We start from the raw sequence: 18,991 nt of genomic DNA, 5'->3' as shown, positions 1-18,991 counted from the left end.
GATTTCAGCGGTGTTGGTGACGGCGCCTCAGGCCTAGCCAACCCAGGACCGCGACCAGCACTGCCAGAGCCCAGGGGTTGTTGACGGGAATGGCGGCTGCATCCGATCCGACAAAGAAGGCAGGTGCAAACGGGTCACGGATGCTGCCGACAGCGTTGTCGGAGTCTCCCACACCGTTGTCCGTCACGGTATAGCTCACAGTACGCCGGTCAGGGCTGAGGGTTGCCCCCGACCAGGCGAACCAGGTGGAAGCCCCCGCACCTGCTGTGGCGGGGCCAAACTTCCAAAACTGGATGCCGGCGGGCATGGGGTCTGGATAGTTCAGCGTGATGGTGACACTCCCCGAGCAGCCGGTGGCGAGGAACTCGAACCCTCCATGGGGCAGCGTGAGGTTGCCAGGCATGCCGACGGGCGCCATGAAACTGGTGCCGCCTGGGTTCAGGGTGCAGCTCGCACCTCCGCCTGATAGCGTCGCAGTGGCCAGGCCTGCCATGCCAGGCACTGCGCCAGACACTGACAGTTGCGCATTGACGGTGAAGCTGCGGCTGACTTGCGGTGCTGGCAAAAAGACGCCATTGCCTGCTTGGTCGGCATTGATGGTGCAGCTGCCCGCCGTGACAAACGTCAGTGCCCCCCCGCTGGTGATCGTGCACACGCCGGTGGTGGACGAGGTGAACGCAACGGCCAGACCGGACGTGGCCGAGGCAGACAGCGTGGGCGTGGTGCCGAAATTCTGGCTGCCAGGATTGGCGAAGGTGATGGACTGTATGGCCTTGGGCGTGACGGAGTTGGATGCCGAAGACGCAGGCCCTGTCCCTGCAGAGTTATCCGCCGTCACGGTGAAGGTGTACGCCTGCCCGTTGGTCAGCCCCGTGACGACAATGGGTGATGCGGCCCCGTAGACAGGCGCCACGTCAGGTGGAGTGACGGTGACCGTATAGCCCGTGATGGCGGTGCCGCCGGTGTTCGCTGGTGCGGTGAAGGCCACCGAGGCCTGCGTATCACCTGCTATGGCCGTTCCAATGGTGGGAGCACCGGGCGCGATGGGGGTCACGGTAAAGCTGCGCGACACCTGGGGAGCTGCCAGGTACACACCGTTGCCAGCCTGATCGGCATTGATGGTGCAAGTCCCGGCCGTCCCGAAGGTCAGAACCCCCGCCGGGGTGATGGTGCAAACACCGAGGGTGGATGACGTGAAGGCCACGGGCAGGCCGGAGGTGGCAGAAGCACCGCCACCCAGGACAGCCAGATCAGGTGAGGTGCCATAGTTTTGGCTCCCCGGGTTGGCAAAGCTGATGGTTTGCACTGCCTTGGGTATGACGGAGTTGGACGCTGCCGACGCTGCCCCTGTGCCTGCGCTGTTGGTGGCCGTGACGGTAAAGGTATATGCAGTGCCATTGCTCAGGCCACTCACGGTGATGGGACAGGCTGCGGGCCCCGCGCAGGTGCCGGTTTTGCTGTCGGGGTTGGAGGTGGCTGTGTAGGTGGCAATGGCTGAGCCGCCATTGCTGGCGGGCGCTGTGAACGTGATGGTGGCCTGCGTGTTACCCGCATTTGCAGTGCCGATGGTGGGCGCGCCAGGAACCATGGCATTGATGGCAAACGTTTGGGATACGGTTGTCGCGGCGTTCCACACGTTGTCGCCTGTCTGGGCGGCGACGATCGTGCAGTTGCCTGCAGAAACCAGGGTCAATGCCCCGCTCCCAGTGACGGTGCAAATGCCTGGGGTGGTGGAACTGAAGCTCACAGGCAGGCCCGAGGTCGCAGACGCCGTGAGGGAGAGGGACGTTCCGAAGTTCTGGGCGCCAGGGTTGGCAAAGGTGATGGTTTGCTCGCCTTTCGGGGTGACAGGCGCTGACGGCGATGACGCTCCACTGGAGCCGATGGCATTGGTGGCGATGACTGTGAAGGTGTAGGCGGTCCCATTCGTCAGGCCGGAGACGGTGATGGGCGAGACGGCCGCCGAGCCGGTGAGCCCCTGCGGGCTGGACGTCACGGTGTAGCCAGTGACGGCTGAGCCTCCATTGCTGGATGGCGCACTGAAAGACACGCTGGCCTGCCCATCCGCTGGCGTGGCCACCACACCTGTGGGGGCTCCCGGTGCCATGGCCTGCACGGTCACTGTGATAGTGCGTACGGCGCTATCGGACCCGTCGCTTACCCGCACTGCAAAACTGTCATTGCCGCTGTAGTTGGATGCGGGCGTGTACGTGATGGTGCCAGACGGTGCAATGTCGGTTCCTCCCGAGGCAGTCGCTGTACCGCTGATGGTGAGCGTTCCGTGCACCGGCGCCGTCTGAGCGGACCATGTCTCTGTCTGTCCGGTGTCGGTATCGCTCACGTGGAGCAATGACTTGATGTCTGTGGCGGCAGCGTTCGCGCTGACCGTGAGCGTTGTCGTGGCGCCAACGAAGCTGGGTGCGACGTTGGTCATGGTCGTCGTCACCTTGGTGGTGCTGTTGCTGGTGCCGACATCGGTGCCATCATCAGGGACCAGGGTGAACGTGGTGGTCACCGTGCTCCCCGTTGGGCCTTGCTGGTACGTGGGCGTGAATACCAGACCCCGCAGGTTGGTGGTCACGGTGGCTGGCGCCTGGGCTGTCAAGACGTAGCTACCAGCGCTGCCCGTGAGCCCTGTGCCCGCGAGCGTGCCATTGGCTGCTGCGTAGCTGATCTGCACCGAGACAGCATCGCCGTTCGCGTCCGAGACAGTAACGCCTGTGAACGGTGCAATCGTGGCGTTGTCGTTGACCGCACCGGAAGTCATGAAACTGCCACTCAGGCTGGGGCGGGTATTGGTTGTGACGTTGGCGCTGCTGGAATAGGCGCTATAGCCGTTCGCATTTCCGGCGGATACCCGGTAATAGTAGGTCGTGGTTTGAGCGAGGCCCGAAACGAGGGCTGGCGAGTCGCCGACGCTGGCCGGGTTGTAGCCAGCAATGCAAGAAGTAAACCCCGCGTCTGTACATACCTGCAAGCGGTACGCGTCTGCGCCGGTGGCGGCAGCCCAGTTGGCTGTGAAACGATCGGCGCGGACATTGCTGACTGTCTGCAAGGTGGGCGCTGCGGGCACTGTGGTGGTGCTAACCGTCGCGGATGGAACACTGTCCCCGCCGCCGTTGTAGGAGCGCACACGGAAGTAGTAGGTCGTCCCCGCGTTGCTCAAGCCAGTGACCGTGGCGCTGGTCGGGGGGGTGGGCGAGGCTGTAATTACCAGTCCGTTGTAGCCGGGGTGAAAGGTCGTAAACGCCGCGTCGGTTGCGACGTCAAGCTTGTAGCCCACTACGCCGGGCACGCCGGACCAATACACGGTCGTGCTCCCACCGGAGATATAGGGCTGTACCCCGGAATTCAGCGGTCCGATCGTAGGCGCATCAGGTGCTGGCACCGTCACGCCCTGCTGTACGTTGATCTTGCCGCAGGCCGAGTTGGTGCTGTTGTAGCCCGTACCGGCGACGGGTGTGCCGGCCGAAGAGGGTGCGTAGAACGCAATGGTGCTGTTGTTGAGGTCCGTGCTACCCAGCGAATTGCTGACGACCCAGTTATCCTGCCCAAAGATGGAGGCGCGGTACAGGTACCAGCCGCTGCCGTCATAGCGGGGCACACCGTTGAGCGTGCCGTTTTCGTTGTAGTTTCCGACAATGGAAGGGGGCCAGGCGTTCTGACAACCGCTACCCGCGCCGCCATCCTGTATGGCGTAGTTGACGGCGTACGAAGGGCCGGCCAATAGAAGGCCCAGGGCTGCGCCCAGAATCCATTTCATTGCATTTCTCCCTGAGACCCGCTTTCGGCATCGCCGAGGTCATTGCTTCGGGCGAAATGTATCCAAGGCGTGACTGAATCTTTTTTGTGAAGGCGTGATGTTAACAATTGGCCACAGGGCTTTGGAGGGGTTGTAACAACGCGACACGACACCGCCGCCTCTCGCCATAGCGAGCAGGTCGTGCCCCTCGTGGTCTCGCCTATCATGGTGGGTTTTCCTGCACCGAGCCCGCCCGTGACCCCTCCCCCTGTTGCCGATGACCGATCCGCCGATGGTGTCTACCTCGCCCGCGCCCTGCGCGAGCAGCGCATCAGCATCCGGGGGGCGCGCACGCACAACCTCAAGAACATCGACCTGGACATTCCGCGCAACCAGCTGGTGGTGATCACGGGGCTGTCGGGCTCGGGCAAATCCAGCCTGGCGTTTGACACGCTGTATGCCGAGGGCCAGCGGCGCTATGTGGAGAGCCTGTCAGCCTATGCGCGGCAGTTCCTGGGGCGACTGGACAAGCCCGATGTGGACCTGATCGAAGGCCTGTCGCCAGCGATTTCCATCGAGCAGAAGGCCACCAGCCACAACCCGCGCTCCACCGTGGGCACGGTGACCGAGATCCACGACTACCTGCGTCTGCTCTACGCCCGCGCGGGCACGCCGTTCTGTCCCGACCACGGCCTGCCGCTGGCCGCGCAGACGGTGAGCCAGATGGTGGACGCCGTGCTGGCCCTGCCCGAGGACACCAAACTCATGGTGATGGCCCCCGTGGCACGCGAGAAAAAGGGCGAGTTCACCGAGCTGTTTGCGCAGATGCAGGCGCTGGGCTACATCCGCTTTCGCGTGGATGGGCAGATCTACGAGCACGAGAACCTGCCGCCGCTCAAGAAGACCGAGAAGCACGACATTGACGTGGTGATCGACCGGGTCAAGGTGCGCGCTGACCTGCAGCAGCGCCTGGCCGAGAGCATTGAGGCGGCCCTGCGCGTGGGTGGCAACGAGGGCAATGGCCGCGTTCTGGCACTGGAGATGGACACGGGGCAGGAGCATCTGTTCAGCAGCAAATTCGCGTGCCCGGTGTGCAGCTACTCGTTGGCCGAGCTGGAGCCGCGCCTGTTCTCGTTCAACTCGCCGATGGGCGCCTGCCTGGCGTGCGACGGCATTGGCCAGCGCGAGGTGTTTGACCCGGCGCGTGTGGTGGCCTTCCCGTCCCTCAGCCTGGCCAGCGGGGCCATCAAGGGCTGGGACCGGCGCAATGGCTACTACTTTGCGATGCTGGAGAGCCTGGCCCGGCACTACACCTTCGATATCGAGGCGCCGTTTGAGTCGCTGCCCGCGCCGGCGCAGCACGCCATCCTGCACGGCTCGGGCGATGAAGAAATCGCCTTCAGCTACATCATGGACAGCGGGGCCTCCAAGGGCAAGGTGCACACCAAAAAGCACCCGTTTGAAGGCATCATCCCCAACATGGCGCGCCGCTACCGCGAGACGGATTCGGTGGTGGTGCGCGAAGACCTGGCGCGCTTTCGCAGCACCCAGCCCTGCCCCGAATGCCACGGCGTGCGCCTGCGCCGCGAGGCCCGCCATGTGAAGGTGGGCGAAGGCACACAGGCCCGCGCCATCTACGAAGTGAGCCACGCCACGCTGAGCGACGCGCACGCATGGTTCCAATCTCTGCAGCTCACCGGTGCCAAGGCCGAGATCGCCGACAAGGTGGTGCGCGAGATCGCCACGCGCCTGCAGTTTTTGAACGACGTGGGCCTGAGCTACCTGAGCCTGGACCGCAGCGCCGAAACGCTCTCGGGCGGCGAGGCGCAGCGCATTCGCCTGGCATCGCAAATCGGCTCGGGCTTGACGGGGGTGATGTATGTGCTGGACGAGCCCAGCATCGGCCTGCACCAGCGCGACAACGACCGGCTGATCGCCACGCTGCAGCACCTGCGCGACATCGGCAACAGCGTGATCGTGGTCGAGCACGACGAGGACATGATGCGCGCCGCCGACCATGTGATCGACATGGGCCCCGGTGCGGGCGTTCACGGCGGGCGGGTGATGGCGCAGGGCACGTACGACGAAGTGCGCGCCAATGCGCAGTCGCTCACGGGCCAGTACCTGTCGGGCACGCGCACCATCGCCGTGCCCCAGCGCCGCACGCCTTGGTTGCCGGTGCTGGACAAGCCTGCGCCCGTGGTGGAGGCCAAGCCCAAGTCGCGCTTTCCGCAGACCGAGGCCAGCAAGCGCCGCGCCGAGCGCATGGCCGAGCACCATGCGCGCCAGGGCGCCGTGCAGGCGCTGCGCGTGGTGGGTGCCACGGGCAACAACCTCAAGGGGGTGACGGTGGACTTCCCGGTGGGGCTGCTCACCTGCGTGACGGGCGTGTCGGGCTCCGGCAAAAGCACCTTGGTCAACGACACGCTCTATGCCGCCGTGGCGCGGCAGGTGCACCGTGCGCACGAAGAGCCGGCCGAGCACGAAGAGATCGTGGGCATCGAGTATTTCGACAAGGTCATCAACGTCGACCAAAGCCCCATTGGCCGTACGCCGCGCAGCAACCCCGCCACCTACACCGGCCTGTTCACGCCCATCCGCGAGTTGATGGCCGAGACCAACACCGCCAAGGAGCGGGGCTACGGCCCGGGGCGCTTCAGCTTCAACGTGTCGCAGTCATCGGGCGGCGGCCGCTGCGAGGCCTGCCAGGGCGACGGCGTGGTGAAGGTGGAGATGCACTTTTTGCCCGACGTGTACGTGCCCTGCGACATTTGCCACGGCCAGCGCTACAACCGCGAGACGCTGGAGGTGTTGTGGAAGGGCAAGAACATCGCCCAGATCCTGGAACTGACGGTGGAAGACGCTGCGGCGTACTTCAAGGACGTGCCCACCATCGCACGCAAGCTGCAGACGCTGCTGGATGTGGGCCTCTCCTATATCCGCCTGGGCCAGGCGGCGACCACGCTGTCGGGCGGCGAGGCGCAGCGGGTGAAGCTGGCGCAGGAGCTGAGCAAGCGCGATACCGGCCGCACGCTCTACATCCTGGACGAGCCCACCACCGGCCTGCACTTTGCCGACATTGACCTGCTGCTCAAGGTGCTGCACCAGCTGCGCGACGCGGGCAACACCATCGTCATCATCGAGCACAACCTCGACGTGATCAAAACCGCCGACTGGCTCATCGACATGGGGCCCGAGGGCGGTGCCGGCGGCGGCACCGTGGTGGGCGTGGGCACGCCCGAGGAGCTGGCGGCCAACCCGGCCAGCCATACGGGGCGGTATCTGGCGCCTTACTTGAAAAAATCGCCCGCCTGAGCCCTGTTGCCCGTCAGGGCGTCTTGCTCACAAACGCCACGGTCAGCCCCTTGGCCGTCACGGTGATGGGCCCTGGCTGCAGGCCCAGGCCGTCAAACACCGCCGTGTCTTGCGGGCGCAGTTGGTGCAGTGTGACTTCGCGCAGCGACTGTTCGGCCAGCAGCGGGCCGTAGGCATTGAGCAGCTCGGTCACCGCCGGGCGCAGGCTGGGAAACTCCATGCGCCCCAGCTGGATCTGGTGGGCGCGCAGCGTGCGGTCGCTGGCCTCGTAGCGCAGCGCAAACTCCACCTCCAGGCTGCCCTGGTGGCTGCGCCGCAGCGCCGGGCCGGCCACATCCAGCGCCATGGCTGCGCCCAGCCGGTTCACTTCGGGCAGCAGGCGCAGGTGGGGCGCCTGCACGCTCAGGTTGAACAGGCCTTGTACCGGCACGTTGCGCGGAAACTTGGGGTCCACCATGGCCTGCAGTTGGGCCAGGGGCACGGTGTAGCTGGGCTGTGCCAGCGCGCCCCGCGCCACCAGCAGCACCGCGCCGCCCAGAGCGAGGCCCCGGGTGGCGTGGGTCAGGAATCGTCGGCGATGCAGCATGGGTGCTTTCCGTCAAAACCGTTGTGACACCGCGGTAGCAAAAAGGTGCCCAAGGCTTGCTGCAGGCGTTGTTACCAGAAGTTTGTGGATTTTGGGGCGATAGCGCTAGTGCTATATGCCTTGGGCGCTATCAAAATAGGTGCATTTACACGTGGGCTGCGGGATGGCGGTGGCGGGGCTCGGCCGCCACCGGTGCGACCAGCGCCGCGCTCAGCGCCCCACGACCGACCAGCCCGCCCGCTGGTTGTTCTTGTCGTTCTCGTACTCCCACGCGGTGCCGCAGCGGTCGCACACGTAGCGGGTGATGGTGACGGTGCCGTCCTCACGGTCTTCCTTGCGGTTGCCGCGCTGCACCAGCTCGGCATGGCCCGGCGCCTTGCGCCAGTTGCGCTGGATGCCCTGGCAGGGCTCGCACAGGGCCATGGGTTTGAGTTCGTTCTGTCGGGCCAGGTCTTTGGTCATGGGGTGGCAGCCGTCGTGGCTGGTATGTGGGTGGGTTTGTGTGTGCGGGGCGGCTACTGTAAGGCACCTGCAGGTGCAGGGGCACAGCGCTGTGGTTTCATTTCGAGCCAAATTGGCCTCTGGCGCTTGATTGATAAGCGCAAGCAGCTATCAAATCAGGACTGATCCCTCAGGCGGGCTGCCAAGGCCTTGGCCATGCGCGCGTTGTGCAGCACCACGCCCGCACGCTCCACCTGCTGGCGCGCTTCCACCACGAAGCCCTGGGCGGCAAAAAAAGGCTCGGCGGTCAGGCTGACGTGCGCGTGCAACTGGGTGATGCCGCACTGCGCCGCTTGCGCGTGAATGTGCGCCATCAGCGCCCGGGCCACGCCCTGTCGTGCGAACGCCGGGGCCACGAAGAACATGTCGATACAGCCATCGGCCTGCAGATCGGCAAACCCGGCGATGGCTCCACCTTCCTGTGCCTGCGCGATGAAAGGCTGGTTGGCACGCATGCGCTCTGCCCACTGTGGGGCGTCATGGTGCAGTGGAGCCCAGGCGGCGAGTTGTTCGGCGGTGTAGTTCTCGCAAGCCAACCCATGCACCGAGGCATGGAAAACTGCGCGCAATGCAGGTTCGTCGCCGGGGCGGAAGTTGCGGATGTGGATGAACGGCATGGCAGGCAAGCGGCTCAGAAAAAGGGTGCGATGGTGCCACAGCCCTGCGCGGTTGGAGACGGCGTCAGCCCGCCGCCATGCGCAGCCTGCGCGCTGCATCTTCGTCGCGCGCGTCGTCAATCTCCCGCAGCACGGCCTGCATGTCCACATCGGCATGCGTCGGCGCATAGATGCCGGTGAGTGGCGTCTCATTGCTCAGCAGCCCGCTCTGGTACAGGCTCCAGATTTCGGGGCCGTATTGGGTGGTGCGCAGCTCGGGGGCAAACTGGCCGAAGAAGTCGCGCAGGTTGGCCACGTCGCGCAGCAGCATGCGCTGGGCGTGGTTGTTGCCCGCAGCGTCCACGGCCTGGGGCAGGTCGATGATGACGGGGCCGTCGTGGCCCGCCTCTTCACCTTCTGTGCCAGGCAGGTAGGCCAGCAGGATGTTGAACTCCGACAAGTCCCCATGCACCACACCCGCACACAGCATGCGCACCACCTCGGCCACCAGCGTGGCGTGGTGGGTGCGCGCGTCTTCGGGCGTGAAGCTCACATCGTTCAGGCGCGGGGCGGCATCGCCGTGGGCATCGGTCACCAGCTCCATCAGCAGCACGCCGTCGTGAAAGTTGTAGGGCTGCGGCACGCGCACGCCCGCCGCGGCCAGGCGGTAGAGCGCATCGACCTCGGCGCTTTGCCAGGCGGCCTCTTGCTCTTGCCGGCCAAACTTGCTGCCCTTGGCCATGGCGCGTGCCGAGCGCGAGTTCTTGACCTTGCGGTTCTCGGTGTAATCGACGGCTTGGCGAAAGCTGCGGTTGTTCGCTTCTTTGTAGATCTTGGCGCAGCGGGTTTCGTCACCGCAGCGCACCACGTAGACCATGGCCTCCTTGCCGCTCATGAGCTGCCGGACCACGGTGTCGATCAGGCCTTCCTCGATGAGGGACTGCAGGCGGGGGGGAGCTTTCATCGGTGCATTTTGCCCGTGTCGCGCAATCCCCCTGGCGGACCGTGTGTCAAAGTGCGTTTTGCTCAGCCCGTGCTGCACACACCGCGCAGCCGCAGGTGCGTGGCATCGTCCACAGCCACCGGCAACTGGTGCTTGGCCTGCAGATAGTGGTGGGTGAACACGTCCAGGTATGCCTCCAGCGCCTGTGCGGCCTGCAGCTCGCCCGCCAGCTCCAGGCACAGCGCGCCGACCTCGGACGTACAGAAGTGGTCCATGCGGGTGGATCGGCGCAGGTTGTAGCGCGAGAGCTGCTCGGGCTGCAGGCTCAGCACGGGCAGGTGGTTGAGGTAGGGGCTCTTGCGGAACATCTTGCGCGCCTCGGGCCAGGTGGCGTCGAGCAGCACGAACAGCGGGCGTTTGCCCTCGGCCTGGGCCACCTGCGTGACAACGCGCTCGGGCGCCACGAACTCGCCGGGGAACACCACATACGGCTGCCACTGTGGGTCGGCCAGCAGCGCCAGCAGGTCGGGGTTTACCTCGGTGCGCGCCCAGCCAAACGCATAGGTGTCGGCCACCACATCAGCGATCAGCCAGCCGGTGTTGCTGGGCTTGAGGGGCTCGATGTCGGCCATCAGCAGGCACATGCCCGCGCGCGTGGGCAGCACGGGCCGCAGCGCGCAGATGCAGTGGCTGGGCACCAGGCGGCAGCCCGCGCAGCGTTCGCCCTTGGGGCCGCCCCGGGCCAGAAAGGGCTTGGCACTGCGGGCCAGGCGCTCGGCGCGCAGGCGTGCCACCGCATGCGGTGGGGCAGGTGGTGTGACGGACGGCGTGTCGGTGGTGGCCACGTCAGTCGCCGAGGGGGCTGCGGGCTGTGTCACCGGCCGCCCGCACGTTCCAGCGCAAACAGCGGCAGCTCTGCCAGCGGGCTCAGCCACACGCCCCCACCCAGCTCGGTAAAGCCCTCGCCCAGCGTGCGGCGGTACAGCTGTGCGGGGTGGCGGAACATGCGCGGGTCGGTCACCTGCTCGTCCACCACATCCTGCTCCCAGTCCTCGCGCGCGACGGCCTCCACATACAGGGCGCCCCGGCTCAGGCGCGCCAGGTTGCGCATGGCCTTTTGCACGTCGGCCTCGCTCAGGTAGGGCAGCACGCCCTGACAGATCACCAGGTCGTACGGCGTCCGAGCCTTGTAGTCCACCACCGAGCCGCGCTCCCAGCCAAACCGCTGGCACAGGTATTCGCTGAACTCCACGCCGTGGAACTGCGCCTGCGGAAAATGCCGTGCGATCACATCGCGCCACAGGCCAATGCCGCAGCCCACATCCAGCACCCGCCGCACGGGCACGCGCAGGTACTGCAGGTAGCTGCACACAAACGCGCCCAGGCGCTCGGTGTGCGCCGGGTCCACCACGCTGGTCTTCTTGTCGAAGTAAAAGCGCTGGTAGTACGCCTCGTCAAAAATGGCCGCGTCTGCGCTGCCGGTCACTGGTTTCACTGCTGCTTCCTTTTGCCCCGAACCGCCTGCGGGGCAGCCGCACGATGGCGATTCGAGGTGGCTATTCCAGGCGGCGAGTATCGCCCACGGGAGTGGGGGCCTCTGGCGGTGTAGTCTGCGGCCATGGATTCGCTGATCTCCGCATCCGCCCGCGCACTGGCCGCCGGGGACCCGCTGGGCGCCCTCAAGCGCGTGGCCCTGCGCGACGACCCACCCGCCCTGGCCTTGCGCGGCATTGCCATGGCGCAGCTGGGCGAACACCCCCGTGCGCGCGACCTGCTGCGGCAGGCTGCGCGCGCCTTTGGCACCCACGAAGCCCAGGCGCGCGCCCGCTGCGTGGTGGCCGAGGCCGAGGTGGCGCTGGCCATGCGCGACCTGGGCGGGTCACCCCGCCCGCTGCTGGAGGCGGCCGACACGCTGCAAGCCCACGGTGATACCGCCAACGCCACACAGGCGCGGCTGATTGCGGCGCGGCGGCTGCTGCGCATCGGCCGCCTGGACGAAGCCGCAGCGGCCATGGACGCCATGGCGACCGCCCCCACAGCGGGCGACCTGCCCCCCGCCCTGCGGGCCATGGCCGACCTGACCCTGGCCGAGCTGGCGCTGCGCTCGCTGCACATCGCCTCCGCCAGCGCGGCGCTGGACCGCGCGCAGGAGGCCGCTGAGCAAGCTCATGTACCGGCCCTGCTGGCTGAGGTGGCGCAGGCGCGCGCCGTGCTGGATCAACCCGCAGCGCGGCGTGTGGGGGCAGGGGTGGACCAGCCGCTGCGCCTTTCCGATGTGGCAGACCTGCTGGCATCGGGCGCGCTGGTGGTGGATGCATGTCGGCGCTGCGTGGGGGTGGGCGGTGGCCCCTCCACCGCAGACGCCGCCGTGTGGCAACCGCTGGCACGCCGGCCCATCCTGTTCGCGCTGGTGTGTGCGCTGGCGCAAGCCTGGCCCGGCGATGCCGAGCGCGAGGCGTTGATTGCGCAGGCCTTTCGCACCCGCCACCCCGACGACACCCACCGTGCGCGGCTGCGGGTGGAGGTAGGGCGCCTGCGCGCGCTCCTGCGGCCACTGGCGCGCATCGAGGCCACGGCGCGCGGCTTTGCGCTGCAGCCCTTGGACGCACGGCCCGTGGTGGTGCTGGCGCCGCCCATCGATGGCGAGCAGGCGGCGCTGCTGGCTCTGCTGTCGGACGGTGCGGCCTGGTCCACCTCGGCGCTCGCGTTGGCCACGGATGCCAGCCAGCGCACCTTGCAGCGCGCGTTGGCCGAGCTGGAAGCACAAGGCCGTGTGCGCTCCATCGGCCGCGCGCGTGCGCAGCGCTGGCTGGCGCCGCCGCTGTCCGGATTCACGACGATCTTGTTACTCCCTGCTGCGCTGCCGATTGCATAAAGTGGACGCCAAGCCCCCACCGGGCCACCCCACAGGAGCCAACCATGACCGCATGCACCCACAGCGACCCGACACCCGCCACCCTCCGCAGCCACCCTTCACAACCCGCAGAGATCGTGCGCGAATACGGCCCCTTTGCGGGCGCGGACAGCGTGCACGGCGTCACCCACGACGGCCAGCATGTCTGGGCGGCCACGGGGGCGCACCTGGTGGCCTTCGATGCTGCAACGGGCGAGACCCTGCGCACGCTGGCCGTGGCCAGCGATGCCGGCACTGCGTTTGACGGCAGGCACCTGTACCAGATCACCGAGGCGCGCATCGACAAGATCGACCCCGCCACCGGCCGGGTGGTGGCCTCCATTCCTGCACCCGGCAACGGCAACGACTCGGGCCTCACCTGGGCCGAGGGCAGCCTGTGGGTGGGCCAGTACCGCGACCGCAAGATCCACCAGATCGACCCCGCCACCGGCGCCATCCGGCGCACCATCGAGTCCGACCGCTTTGTGACCGGCGTGACCTGGGTGGACGGCGAGATGTGGCACGGCACCTGGGAGGGTGACGAGAGCACGCTGCGCCACATCGACCCCGCCACCGGCGCCGTGCTGCAGCAGCTCGACATGCCTCAAGGTGTGGGCGTGAGCGGCCTCGAATCCGACGGCGCCGACCTTTTCTACTGCGGCGGCGGCGGCAGCGGCAAGGTCCGCGCTGTGCGCCGGCCCAAGGCGGCCCGCCCCTGAGCACCTGACACCTTCAGCCCTTGAGCGACGCGGCGCCCCGCCGCACCCACCGCCCCTTGCGACCACAGGCCCTGCGCGCATCACGCGATGTCGTAGGCCGGGGACAGGTGCGCCTGCCAGTGCCTCCCTCCCCACGCAATTCTCCGTCCCGCAACGTCATCCACCACCCACCAGGAGCACCCCCATGAACGCACCCACTTCCCACCCCGTGGTTTCTGCCGACGAATGGCTGGCCCAGCGTCACGCGCTGCTGGCCCGCGAGAAGGCCCTGACCCGCCTGCATGACGAGGTTGCCGCGCAGCGCCGCGCGCTGCCCTGGACCCGCGTGGACAAGCGTTACATGCTGGATACGCTGCAGGGCCCGCGCGCCCTGGCCGACCTGTTCGATGGCCGCAGCCAGCTGCTGGTGCAGCACTTCATGTTTGGCCCGGGGTGGGAGCAGGGCTGCCCCAGCTGCTCCTTCATGGCCGACCACATGGGTGGCATGGAGCTGCACCTGCAGCACCGTGACGTGTCGGTGCTCGCCGTCTCGCGCGCGCCGCTGGCCGAGATCGAGCGTTTTCGCCAGCGCATGGGCTGGCAGTTTCGCTGGGCGTCGTCGCACGGCAGCGACTTCAACCACGACTTTGCCGTGAGCTTCACGCCCGAGCAGCGCGCACGCGGCCACGGCGAGGTGTTCTACAACTACGGCATGCAGCCGTTCCCCGCCGATGAGGCGCCGGGCATCAGCGTGTTTGTGCGCAGTGACGCGGGTGAGGTGTTCCACGCCTACTCCACCTTCGGGCGCGGCGTGGAGGCCATGATGGGCACCTACCAGCTGCTGGACCTCGCGCCCCGAGGCCGCCACGAGACCAACCCCGCCTACCCCATGGACTGGGTGCGCCACCACGACCGGTATGCACCTTCCCTGCCAGCGGCTGGGTCTGCGGCGGCACCAGCTGCACAGGCGCCACAGCCTTCACCGGCCCACACGGCGCCGGGCGGGTGCTGCTCCACACGGAGCTGAACCACACACGGTTGAGACCGCGACCATGGACGCCACCCTCTGGTCCTGGCTGGCCATCGCCGCCATGGGGGCGCTGCACGGGCTCAATCCGCTCACGGGCTGGGGGCTGGCCACCACCTGGAGCCTCTGCGCGCGTGACCACAGCATGCCGCTGCGCGCACTGCTGCCCATGGCCGTCGGGCACCTGGCCGCCGTGGCACTGACGGCGGCTGCGGTGGGGTGGGGGCTGTCGTTGTCGCCACCTGCCCTGCTGGCGGTGGCGGGCGGCCTGGGCGGGGTGGTGATAGTCGCTCGCGTGCGTCTGACGGGGGCGGCGTGGCATCGCCTGCGCAAGCCCGCCGGGCCTGTGGGCATGGCGCTCTGGTCCTTTGGTGTGGCCACGGTGCACGGTGCCGGGCTGGCGCTGGTGCCTGCACTGGCGCCGCTGTGCGGGGGCGGTGGCGCTGCAGGTGGAGTGGCCTCTGGGGGCGACCGACTCTCCACCCCCTTGCTGTTCGCGCTGGCCGCGCTGGGGGTTCACACCCTGGCCATGCTGGCCGTCACCGGGGGCCTGGCCGTTGCGGCCTGCCGCGGTGTGCAGGGCGCCCAGCGCTGGCTGCAACGCTACCGGGGTTGCAGCGGGGGCCCTGCCGGTTGATCAGGCCTTGGCCGGGCGGTGCAGGGCGCAGATCTTGTTGCCGTCCGGGTCGCGCAGGTACGCCAGGTACAGCTTGCCGCCGGGGCCTTCGCGCCAGCCGGGTGGGTCTTCGCAGGTGATGCCACCATTCGCTACACCGGCGGCGTGGAAGGCATCGGCCTGCTCGGGCGACTGCATGGCAAAACCGATGGTGCCGCCGTTGGCAAAGGTGGCGGGCTCGCCGTTGATGGGGGTGGTGATGCCAAAGGTACCTGTGGGGCCGCGATAGAAGTAGCGGTTCTTGTTGGCCACCCCGGGCGGTACGCCCAGCGCCCCCAGCAGCGCGTCATAAAACTTCTTGGACCGCTCCAGGTCGTTCACACCGACCATCACATGACTGAACATTCATCGTCTCCTGTAGGCCCCTCAGGGGGCGGGTTGTGGCCAACGGTTGGCGTTGGCATGTTAGCGGGTGGCTATCGCCATCACCGGCGCGGGCCACAAGCCCCTGTGCGGCACTCAGGGGCGGGGGCATTGGGCGGGCTATGCCGTTGGCCCCAGAGCGCCCCCACAGGCTTCATGGAAGCCGTTTTGAGGCAAAAATGCGCCATGGCGCTAGTGCAATATGCCTGAATAGCTATCTAATTAATAGCAAATGTCGGCAGCGCCCACAGGCTCCACGCACTGTCCCATCCCCTGGTATTGCGCTTTGAACACACCGTCACGCCCCATGCTGCCCACTGCCTCCCACCCCCACTTCACCCCGGTGCCCCTCGACAAGGCCTATCGCCTGCTCAACCACGGCCCCGTCGTGCTGGTGTCGGCCGCCCATGCGGGTCAGCACAACGTCATGGCGGCATCGTGGGCCTGTGCACTGGACTTTGCGCCGCCCAAGGTCACGGTGGTGCTCGACAAGGCCACTCGCACGCGCGAACTGGTGGAGGCCAGCGGCTTCTTTGCACTGCAGCTGCCCACCGTGCCCCTGGCCGCGCTGACTGTGGCGCTGGGTACCGACAGCGCCAAGACCACGCCCGACAAGCTGCAGCGCCATGGCGTGCCGTTGTTTGAAGCGCCCGGCCACCCGGCGCAGGCCATGCCCCCGCTGGTGCAAGGCTGCGCCGCCTGGCTGCTGTGCCGCGTGATCCCCGAGCCGCACAACCAGCAGGCCTACGACCTTTTCATCGGCGAAGTGGTGGCCGCCTGGGCTGACGACCGCGTGTTCCGCAACGGGCACTGGGAGTTCGACACCGCGCCGGATGACCTGCGCACGCTGCACTACGTGGCGGGCGGGCAGTTTTATGCGACGGGGGCGTCGGTGCGCGGCTAGTGCCGCCCAACGTGCACGCAATCCATGGGGACGGAGCAGCGGCAGACCGGTTGTGCCCGCCCTGTTTGCAAGGCCCCGTCCGCCGGCCGCCTCACCCCGCCCCGCATCACTCCCCGTCCGAAATCCCCAACTGCTTGAGTTCTGCAAATTTGGCCGCCATCGTCGGGTTGCCGCGTGTGAGCTTTTTGATCGTGAGGTCTTCGGCCTTGTCGTTGGCCAGGCGCAGGTTGTTGGCCGACTTGTGCAGCGCCTCCTTGGTCTTCTCCAGGTCCTTGATGGCCTCGTCAATGCGCTTGATGGCTTCCTCAAACCCGTCCGATGCCAGGCGCCAGTTGCGCCCAAACGCGCCCTTGAACTCTTCCAGCTGCGATTCGAACTTGGTGATGTCCAGGTTCTGCGCCTTCACCAGCGCCAGCTCCGACTTGTACTGCAGCGACTTCATCGCAGCGTTGCGCAGCAGCGTGATGATGGGGATGAAGAACTGCGGCCGCACCACATACATCTTGGGATAGCGGTAGAACATGTCCACGATGCCGGTGTTGTACAGCTCGCTCTCGGGCTCCAGCAGTGACACCAGCACCGCGTACTCGCAGCCCTTTTCGTTGCGGTCCTTGTCCAGCTCTTTCAGGAAGTCTTCGTTGCGCCTCTTCGTGGCCGTCTCGTCGCTCTCGTTCTTCATCTCGAACATGATCGAGACGATCTCGTTGCCCGCCTCGTCCAGGTCGCGAAAGATGTAGTCGCCCTTGCTGCCGCTGCGCGCGTCGTTGTCCTTTTCAAAGTAGGCGCGGGGAAACGCCGTGGCGCGGATGCGGTTGAACTCCGTCTCGCAGTGCTGCTCCAGCGTCTCGCCCACCATCTTGGTGGACAGGCGCGCCTTCATGTCCCGCAGCCGCGCAATCTCGCCGTCCCGGTCGCGCAGTTGTAGGGCGTACTGCTCCTTGATGGCGGCCTCCTCCAGCTGCTTTTTCACCACCACCAGGTTCAGGTTGTTTTGGAGCTCGTCGCGCTCCCGCGCCACCACTGTGACTGCCTCGGTCACCGCCAGCCTGCGCGCCACCTCGGCAGCGTCCAGTTGTGATTTGAGCTGCTGTATCTCGGCGTCCTTTTGGGCGGCCACGCCCTGCAGCTGCTGCGCCAGCCGTGCTTGTGCCAACTGGTCCGCTGCCTGCTGCGCCTGCCGCGCACGCTCCAGCTCACTCACCAGCTTGTTTTCCAGCGCGTCGCGCTGCTTCTCCACCGCACCCAGGGCCTGCGCCACCGCCAGGTCGCGCTCCACCGCGCCCGCGCCCAGCTGCGCCTTCAGGGCCTGAATCTCGGCATCTTTGGCCGCCGCCGACTTCTGCAGCTCATTGGCCACCTGGGCCTGCGCCAGCGCCACCGCATTGCGCTTGTCCTGCTCGGCCAGCTCCAGCCGCTCGTGCAACTGCGCGGCGAAATCCGCGTCCCGCACCTGCTTGAGGATGTCGGCATACCCGGTCTCGTCAATCTTGAACGCCTTGTTGCAGTGGGGGCAGATGATGTCGTGCATGGCGGTCACCGTGTGGGTTGTGTTTGGTTGGCGAGGGGCCGGAGCGGAAGCCAGCTTGGGCTAAACGCTTGAGTGAAAGACTGGCTGCTAGCGCCCACTGAAAAAGCGCTAGCAGCTAAAAAAAGAAGCGATTCAGCTTCCTAAGGTACCCCGCCCCTCGTACGCCGCCATGATGAACGGCTTCGCCGCGTCCAGATCAGTCTGGGTCGAGAGCGTCACTTCCAGGTTGCCCGTGCCCCAGTGCCCGATGTTCGTCACGTCGCGCGCGTTGGGCAGCACCGGCAAGGCGGTGGCGGGGTCTACATGCAGGTACAGCACCAGGCAGTTTTTGCGGTGCAGCACCACCGTGGCAAAGTTCTTGAGGCGCTTGAAGGCCAGGTACAAGCGCAGCTCTTTGCGCTGCACATCGTCGCCCAGCGATAGCGTGTAGCCCTCTAGCGAAGCCAGCAGCAACTGCATGGGCTCTGGCAAATTCACCAGCAGCTCGGCAAACGACTTGTCTGGCCCCGTGCCTTTGGTGCCGATGGGGTCGGCCGCAGCAGGCACCGCCGTGGCCGCCACCGTAGCCGCCATATCGGGCTTGCTGGGCGTGGCCTTGGGCGGTTTGGCCGGGGTGGGCTTGCTGCCTGCATCGCTGCCCGCGTTGACCGATTCCAGCAACAGCAAGTCGCCCCCAAACTGCCGGTAGCGAATCAGCTCGATATTGCGGCCGATCTGTTGCACCGCGTGGCCATCGTACTTGGTGAAGTCCGCCGCAATGCACACCACGCGGGGTGCGCTCCAGTCAATGGCGTCTGCGGCAACGGCCCCCAGCTTGTCCAGCACCAGCAACTTGAATTCGGCCTTGTGGTCCAGCAGCCAGTCCAGGTAGAACAGGCCCTGGTTGATGACGTTCTCGCCCACCGACCGCTTGTATTCCAGGATCACGGGGCAATTGTTTTCGTCCAGGCCCAGCGAATCGATGCGCCCGCCGTGCGTTTTGCCGGTGGAATGCTCTGTGGCGATAAAGCGGATGTTGAGCAAGGGCTGCAGGTTGGCTTCGATCAGCGTCTGCAGGGGCTTTTCCAGATCGGAGGCGCTGCCTTGCAGTTCAGTGGCGGTGCCGCTGGTGAGGCGGAAGAGTTTGATGTCGCTCATGGCTCACTTCTCGCAGTGCGACTGCTCTGCACCAAGCGTCAGGTAGCCGGCAATCCAACCAGTGCGGCAATCGATAGCCGGT

General features: G+C 66.7%; 16 protein-coding genes. 6 read left to right on the top strand and 10 right to left on the bottom strand.

Translation table 11 applies throughout. The annotated features are described in order from the left end of the window. Window positions 1–4: 4 nt before the first annotated feature. Complete coding sequence (locus N4G42_RS24050) at window positions 5–3,763, bottom strand: beta strand repeat-containing protein (protein WP_260668966.1); 3,759 nt, start codon at window positions 3,761–3,763, stop codon at window positions 5–7. Between the two features lie 204 nt (window positions 3,764–3,967). On the opposite strand from N4G42_RS24050, the gene uvrA reads away from it, so the two are divergent. Next, on the top strand, window positions 3,968–7,057 hold the full coding sequence (uvrA, locus tag N4G42_RS24045; RefSeq protein WP_260668965.1) for an excinuclease ABC subunit UvrA: 3,090 nt from the start codon (window positions 3,968–3,970) through the stop codon (window positions 7,055–7,057). Between the two features lie 13 nt (window positions 7,058–7,070). Here uvrA and N4G42_RS24040 read toward each other — a convergent pair whose 3' ends face one another. The 6 genes from N4G42_RS24040 to N4G42_RS24015 all read right to left on the bottom strand — a co-directional run bounded on the left by N4G42_RS24040 (window position 7,071) and on the right by N4G42_RS24015 (window position 11,178). Then, window positions 7,071–7,643, bottom strand: a complete 573-nt coding sequence (locus N4G42_RS24040) for a DUF1439 domain-containing protein (protein ID WP_260668964.1) — start codon at window positions 7,641–7,643, stop codon at window positions 7,071–7,073. 210 nt (window positions 7,644–7,853) lie between these two features. Then, on the bottom strand, window positions 7,854–8,105 hold the full coding sequence (locus N4G42_RS24035) for a hypothetical protein (protein WP_056056666.1): 252 nt from the start codon (window positions 8,103–8,105) through the stop codon (window positions 7,854–7,856). Between the two features lie 155 nt (window positions 8,106–8,260). Next, on the bottom strand, window positions 8,261–8,761 hold the full coding sequence (locus tag N4G42_RS24030; protein WP_260668963.1) for a GNAT family N-acetyltransferase: 501 nt from the start codon (window positions 8,759–8,761) through the stop codon (window positions 8,261–8,263). Window positions 8,762–8,825: 64 nt separating this feature from the next. Then, entirely contained in the window at window positions 8,826–9,704 is an 879-nt protein-coding gene (locus N4G42_RS24025) for a PA4780 family RIO1-like protein kinase (RefSeq protein ID WP_099731738.1), read from the bottom strand. Window positions 9,705–9,766: 62 nt separating this feature from the next. Then, window positions 9,767–10,528, bottom strand: coding sequence for a tRNA-uridine aminocarboxypropyltransferase (locus tag N4G42_RS24020; protein ID WP_260668962.1), 762 nt, complete (start codon window positions 10,526–10,528; stop codon window positions 9,767–9,769). Between the two features lie 29 nt (window positions 10,529–10,557). Beyond that, window positions 10,558–11,178: a class I SAM-dependent methyltransferase gene (locus tag N4G42_RS24015; protein ID WP_192419261.1), complete on the bottom strand. Its 621-nt coding sequence runs from the start codon at window positions 11,176–11,178 to the stop codon at window positions 10,558–10,560. Window positions 11,179–11,301: 123 nt separating this feature from the next. On the opposite strand from N4G42_RS24015, the gene N4G42_RS24010 reads away from it, so the two are divergent. From N4G42_RS24010 to N4G42_RS23995, 4 genes are all read left to right on the top strand, one after another. After that, window positions 11,302–12,558 (top strand): helix-turn-helix domain-containing protein, encoded by a 1,257-nt coding sequence (locus tag N4G42_RS24010; protein ID WP_260668961.1) that lies wholly within the window; start codon window positions 11,302–11,304, stop codon window positions 12,556–12,558. A gap of 44 nt (window positions 12,559–12,602) precedes the next feature. Continuing rightward, entirely contained in the window at window positions 12,603–13,295 is a 693-nt protein-coding gene (locus tag N4G42_RS24005; protein ID WP_260668960.1) for a glutaminyl-peptide cyclotransferase, read from the top strand. Between the two features lie 184 nt (window positions 13,296–13,479). Continuing rightward, on the top strand, window positions 13,480–14,301 hold the full coding sequence (locus N4G42_RS24000; protein WP_260668959.1) for a DUF899 domain-containing protein: 822 nt from the start codon (window positions 13,480–13,482) through the stop codon (window positions 14,299–14,301). 25 nt (window positions 14,302–14,326) lie between these two features. Continuing rightward, window positions 14,327–14,938: a hypothetical protein gene (locus tag N4G42_RS23995; protein WP_260668958.1), complete on the top strand. Its 612-nt coding sequence runs from the start codon at window positions 14,327–14,329 to the stop codon at window positions 14,936–14,938. Here the strand turns inward: N4G42_RS23995 and N4G42_RS23990 are convergent, their stop codons facing one another. After that, window positions 14,939–15,322: a VOC family protein gene (locus N4G42_RS23990; RefSeq protein ID WP_056056657.1), complete on the bottom strand. Its 384-nt coding sequence runs from the start codon at window positions 15,320–15,322 to the stop codon at window positions 14,939–14,941. A 325-nt stretch (window positions 15,323–15,647) separates the two neighbouring features. Here N4G42_RS23990 and N4G42_RS23985 point away from each other — a divergent pair, with 325 nt between their 5' ends. After that, window positions 15,648–16,244 carry a flavin reductase family protein gene (locus N4G42_RS23985; RefSeq protein ID WP_260668957.1) on the top strand — a complete coding sequence of 199 codons (597 nt, stop codon included), beginning with the start codon at window positions 15,648–15,650 and terminating at the stop codon, window positions 16,242–16,244. Between the two features lie 106 nt (window positions 16,245–16,350). Here the strand turns inward: N4G42_RS23985 and N4G42_RS23980 are convergent, their stop codons facing one another. Together N4G42_RS23980 and N4G42_RS23975 are read right to left on the bottom strand one after the other, a co-directional pair. Further along, a complete protein-coding gene (locus tag N4G42_RS23980) occupies window positions 16,351–17,772 on the bottom strand; it encodes a DUF2130 domain-containing protein (protein WP_260668956.1) in 1,422 nt (473 codons plus the stop codon). Between the two features lie 132 nt (window positions 17,773–17,904). After that, window positions 17,905–18,909 (bottom strand): DUF5655 domain-containing protein, encoded by a 1,005-nt coding sequence (locus N4G42_RS23975; RefSeq protein ID WP_260668955.1) that lies wholly within the window; start codon window positions 18,907–18,909, stop codon window positions 17,905–17,907. Window positions 18,910–18,991: the final 82 nt, after the last annotated feature.

Source organism: Acidovorax sp. K2F (assembly GCF_025246485.1).
Classification (GTDB): Bacteria; Pseudomonadota; Gammaproteobacteria; order Burkholderiales; family Burkholderiaceae_C; genus Acidovorax; species Acidovorax delafieldii.
The sequence above is the reverse complement of the archived record's forward strand: the minus strand, read 5'-3'. Positions and strand labels throughout refer to the sequence as shown.

Coding starts and splice junctions, on each gene's coding strand:
- N4G42_RS24000 (WP_260668959.1), top strand. CDS start 13,480: ATGAACGCACCCACTTCCCACCCCGTGGTTTCTGCCGACGAATGGCTG.
- N4G42_RS24040 (WP_260668964.1), bottom strand. CDS start 7,643: ATGCTGCATCGCCGACGATTCCTGACCCACGCCACCCGGGGCCTCGCT.
- N4G42_RS24050 (WP_260668966.1), bottom strand. CDS start 3,763: ATGAAATGGATTCTGGGCGCAGCCCTGGGCCTTCTATTGGCCGGCCCT.
- N4G42_RS24030 (WP_260668963.1), bottom strand. CDS start 8,761: ATGCCGTTCATCCACATCCGCAACTTCCGCCCCGGCGACGAACCTGCA.
- N4G42_RS23990 (WP_056056657.1), bottom strand. CDS start 15,322: ATGTTCAGTCATGTGATGGTCGGTGTGAACGACCTGGAGCGGTCCAAG.
- N4G42_RS23975 (WP_260668955.1), bottom strand. CDS start 18,909: ATGAGCGACATCAAACTCTTCCGCCTCACCAGCGGCACCGCCACTGAA.
- N4G42_RS23995 (WP_260668958.1), top strand. CDS start 14,327: ATGGACGCCACCCTCTGGTCCTGGCTGGCCATCGCCGCCATGGGGGCG.
- N4G42_RS24035 (WP_056056666.1), bottom strand. CDS start 8,105: ATGACCAAAGACCTGGCCCGACAGAACGAACTCAAACCCATGGCCCTG.
- uvrA (WP_260668965.1), top strand. CDS start 3,968: ATGGTGGGTTTTCCTGCACCGAGCCCGCCCGTGACCCCTCCCCCTGTT.
- N4G42_RS24005 (WP_260668960.1), top strand. CDS start 12,603: ATGACCGCATGCACCCACAGCGACCCGACACCCGCCACCCTCCGCAGC.
- N4G42_RS24010 (WP_260668961.1), top strand. CDS start 11,302: ATGGATTCGCTGATCTCCGCATCCGCCCGCGCACTGGCCGCCGGGGAC.
- N4G42_RS24025 (WP_099731738.1), bottom strand. CDS start 9,704: ATGAAAGCTCCCCCCCGCCTGCAGTCCCTCATCGAGGAAGGCCTGATC.
- N4G42_RS23980 (WP_260668956.1), bottom strand. CDS start 17,772: ATGCACGACATCATCTGCCCCCACTGCAACAAGGCGTTCAAGATTGAC.
- N4G42_RS23985 (WP_260668957.1), top strand. CDS start 15,648: ATGCTGCCCACTGCCTCCCACCCCCACTTCACCCCGGTGCCCCTCGAC.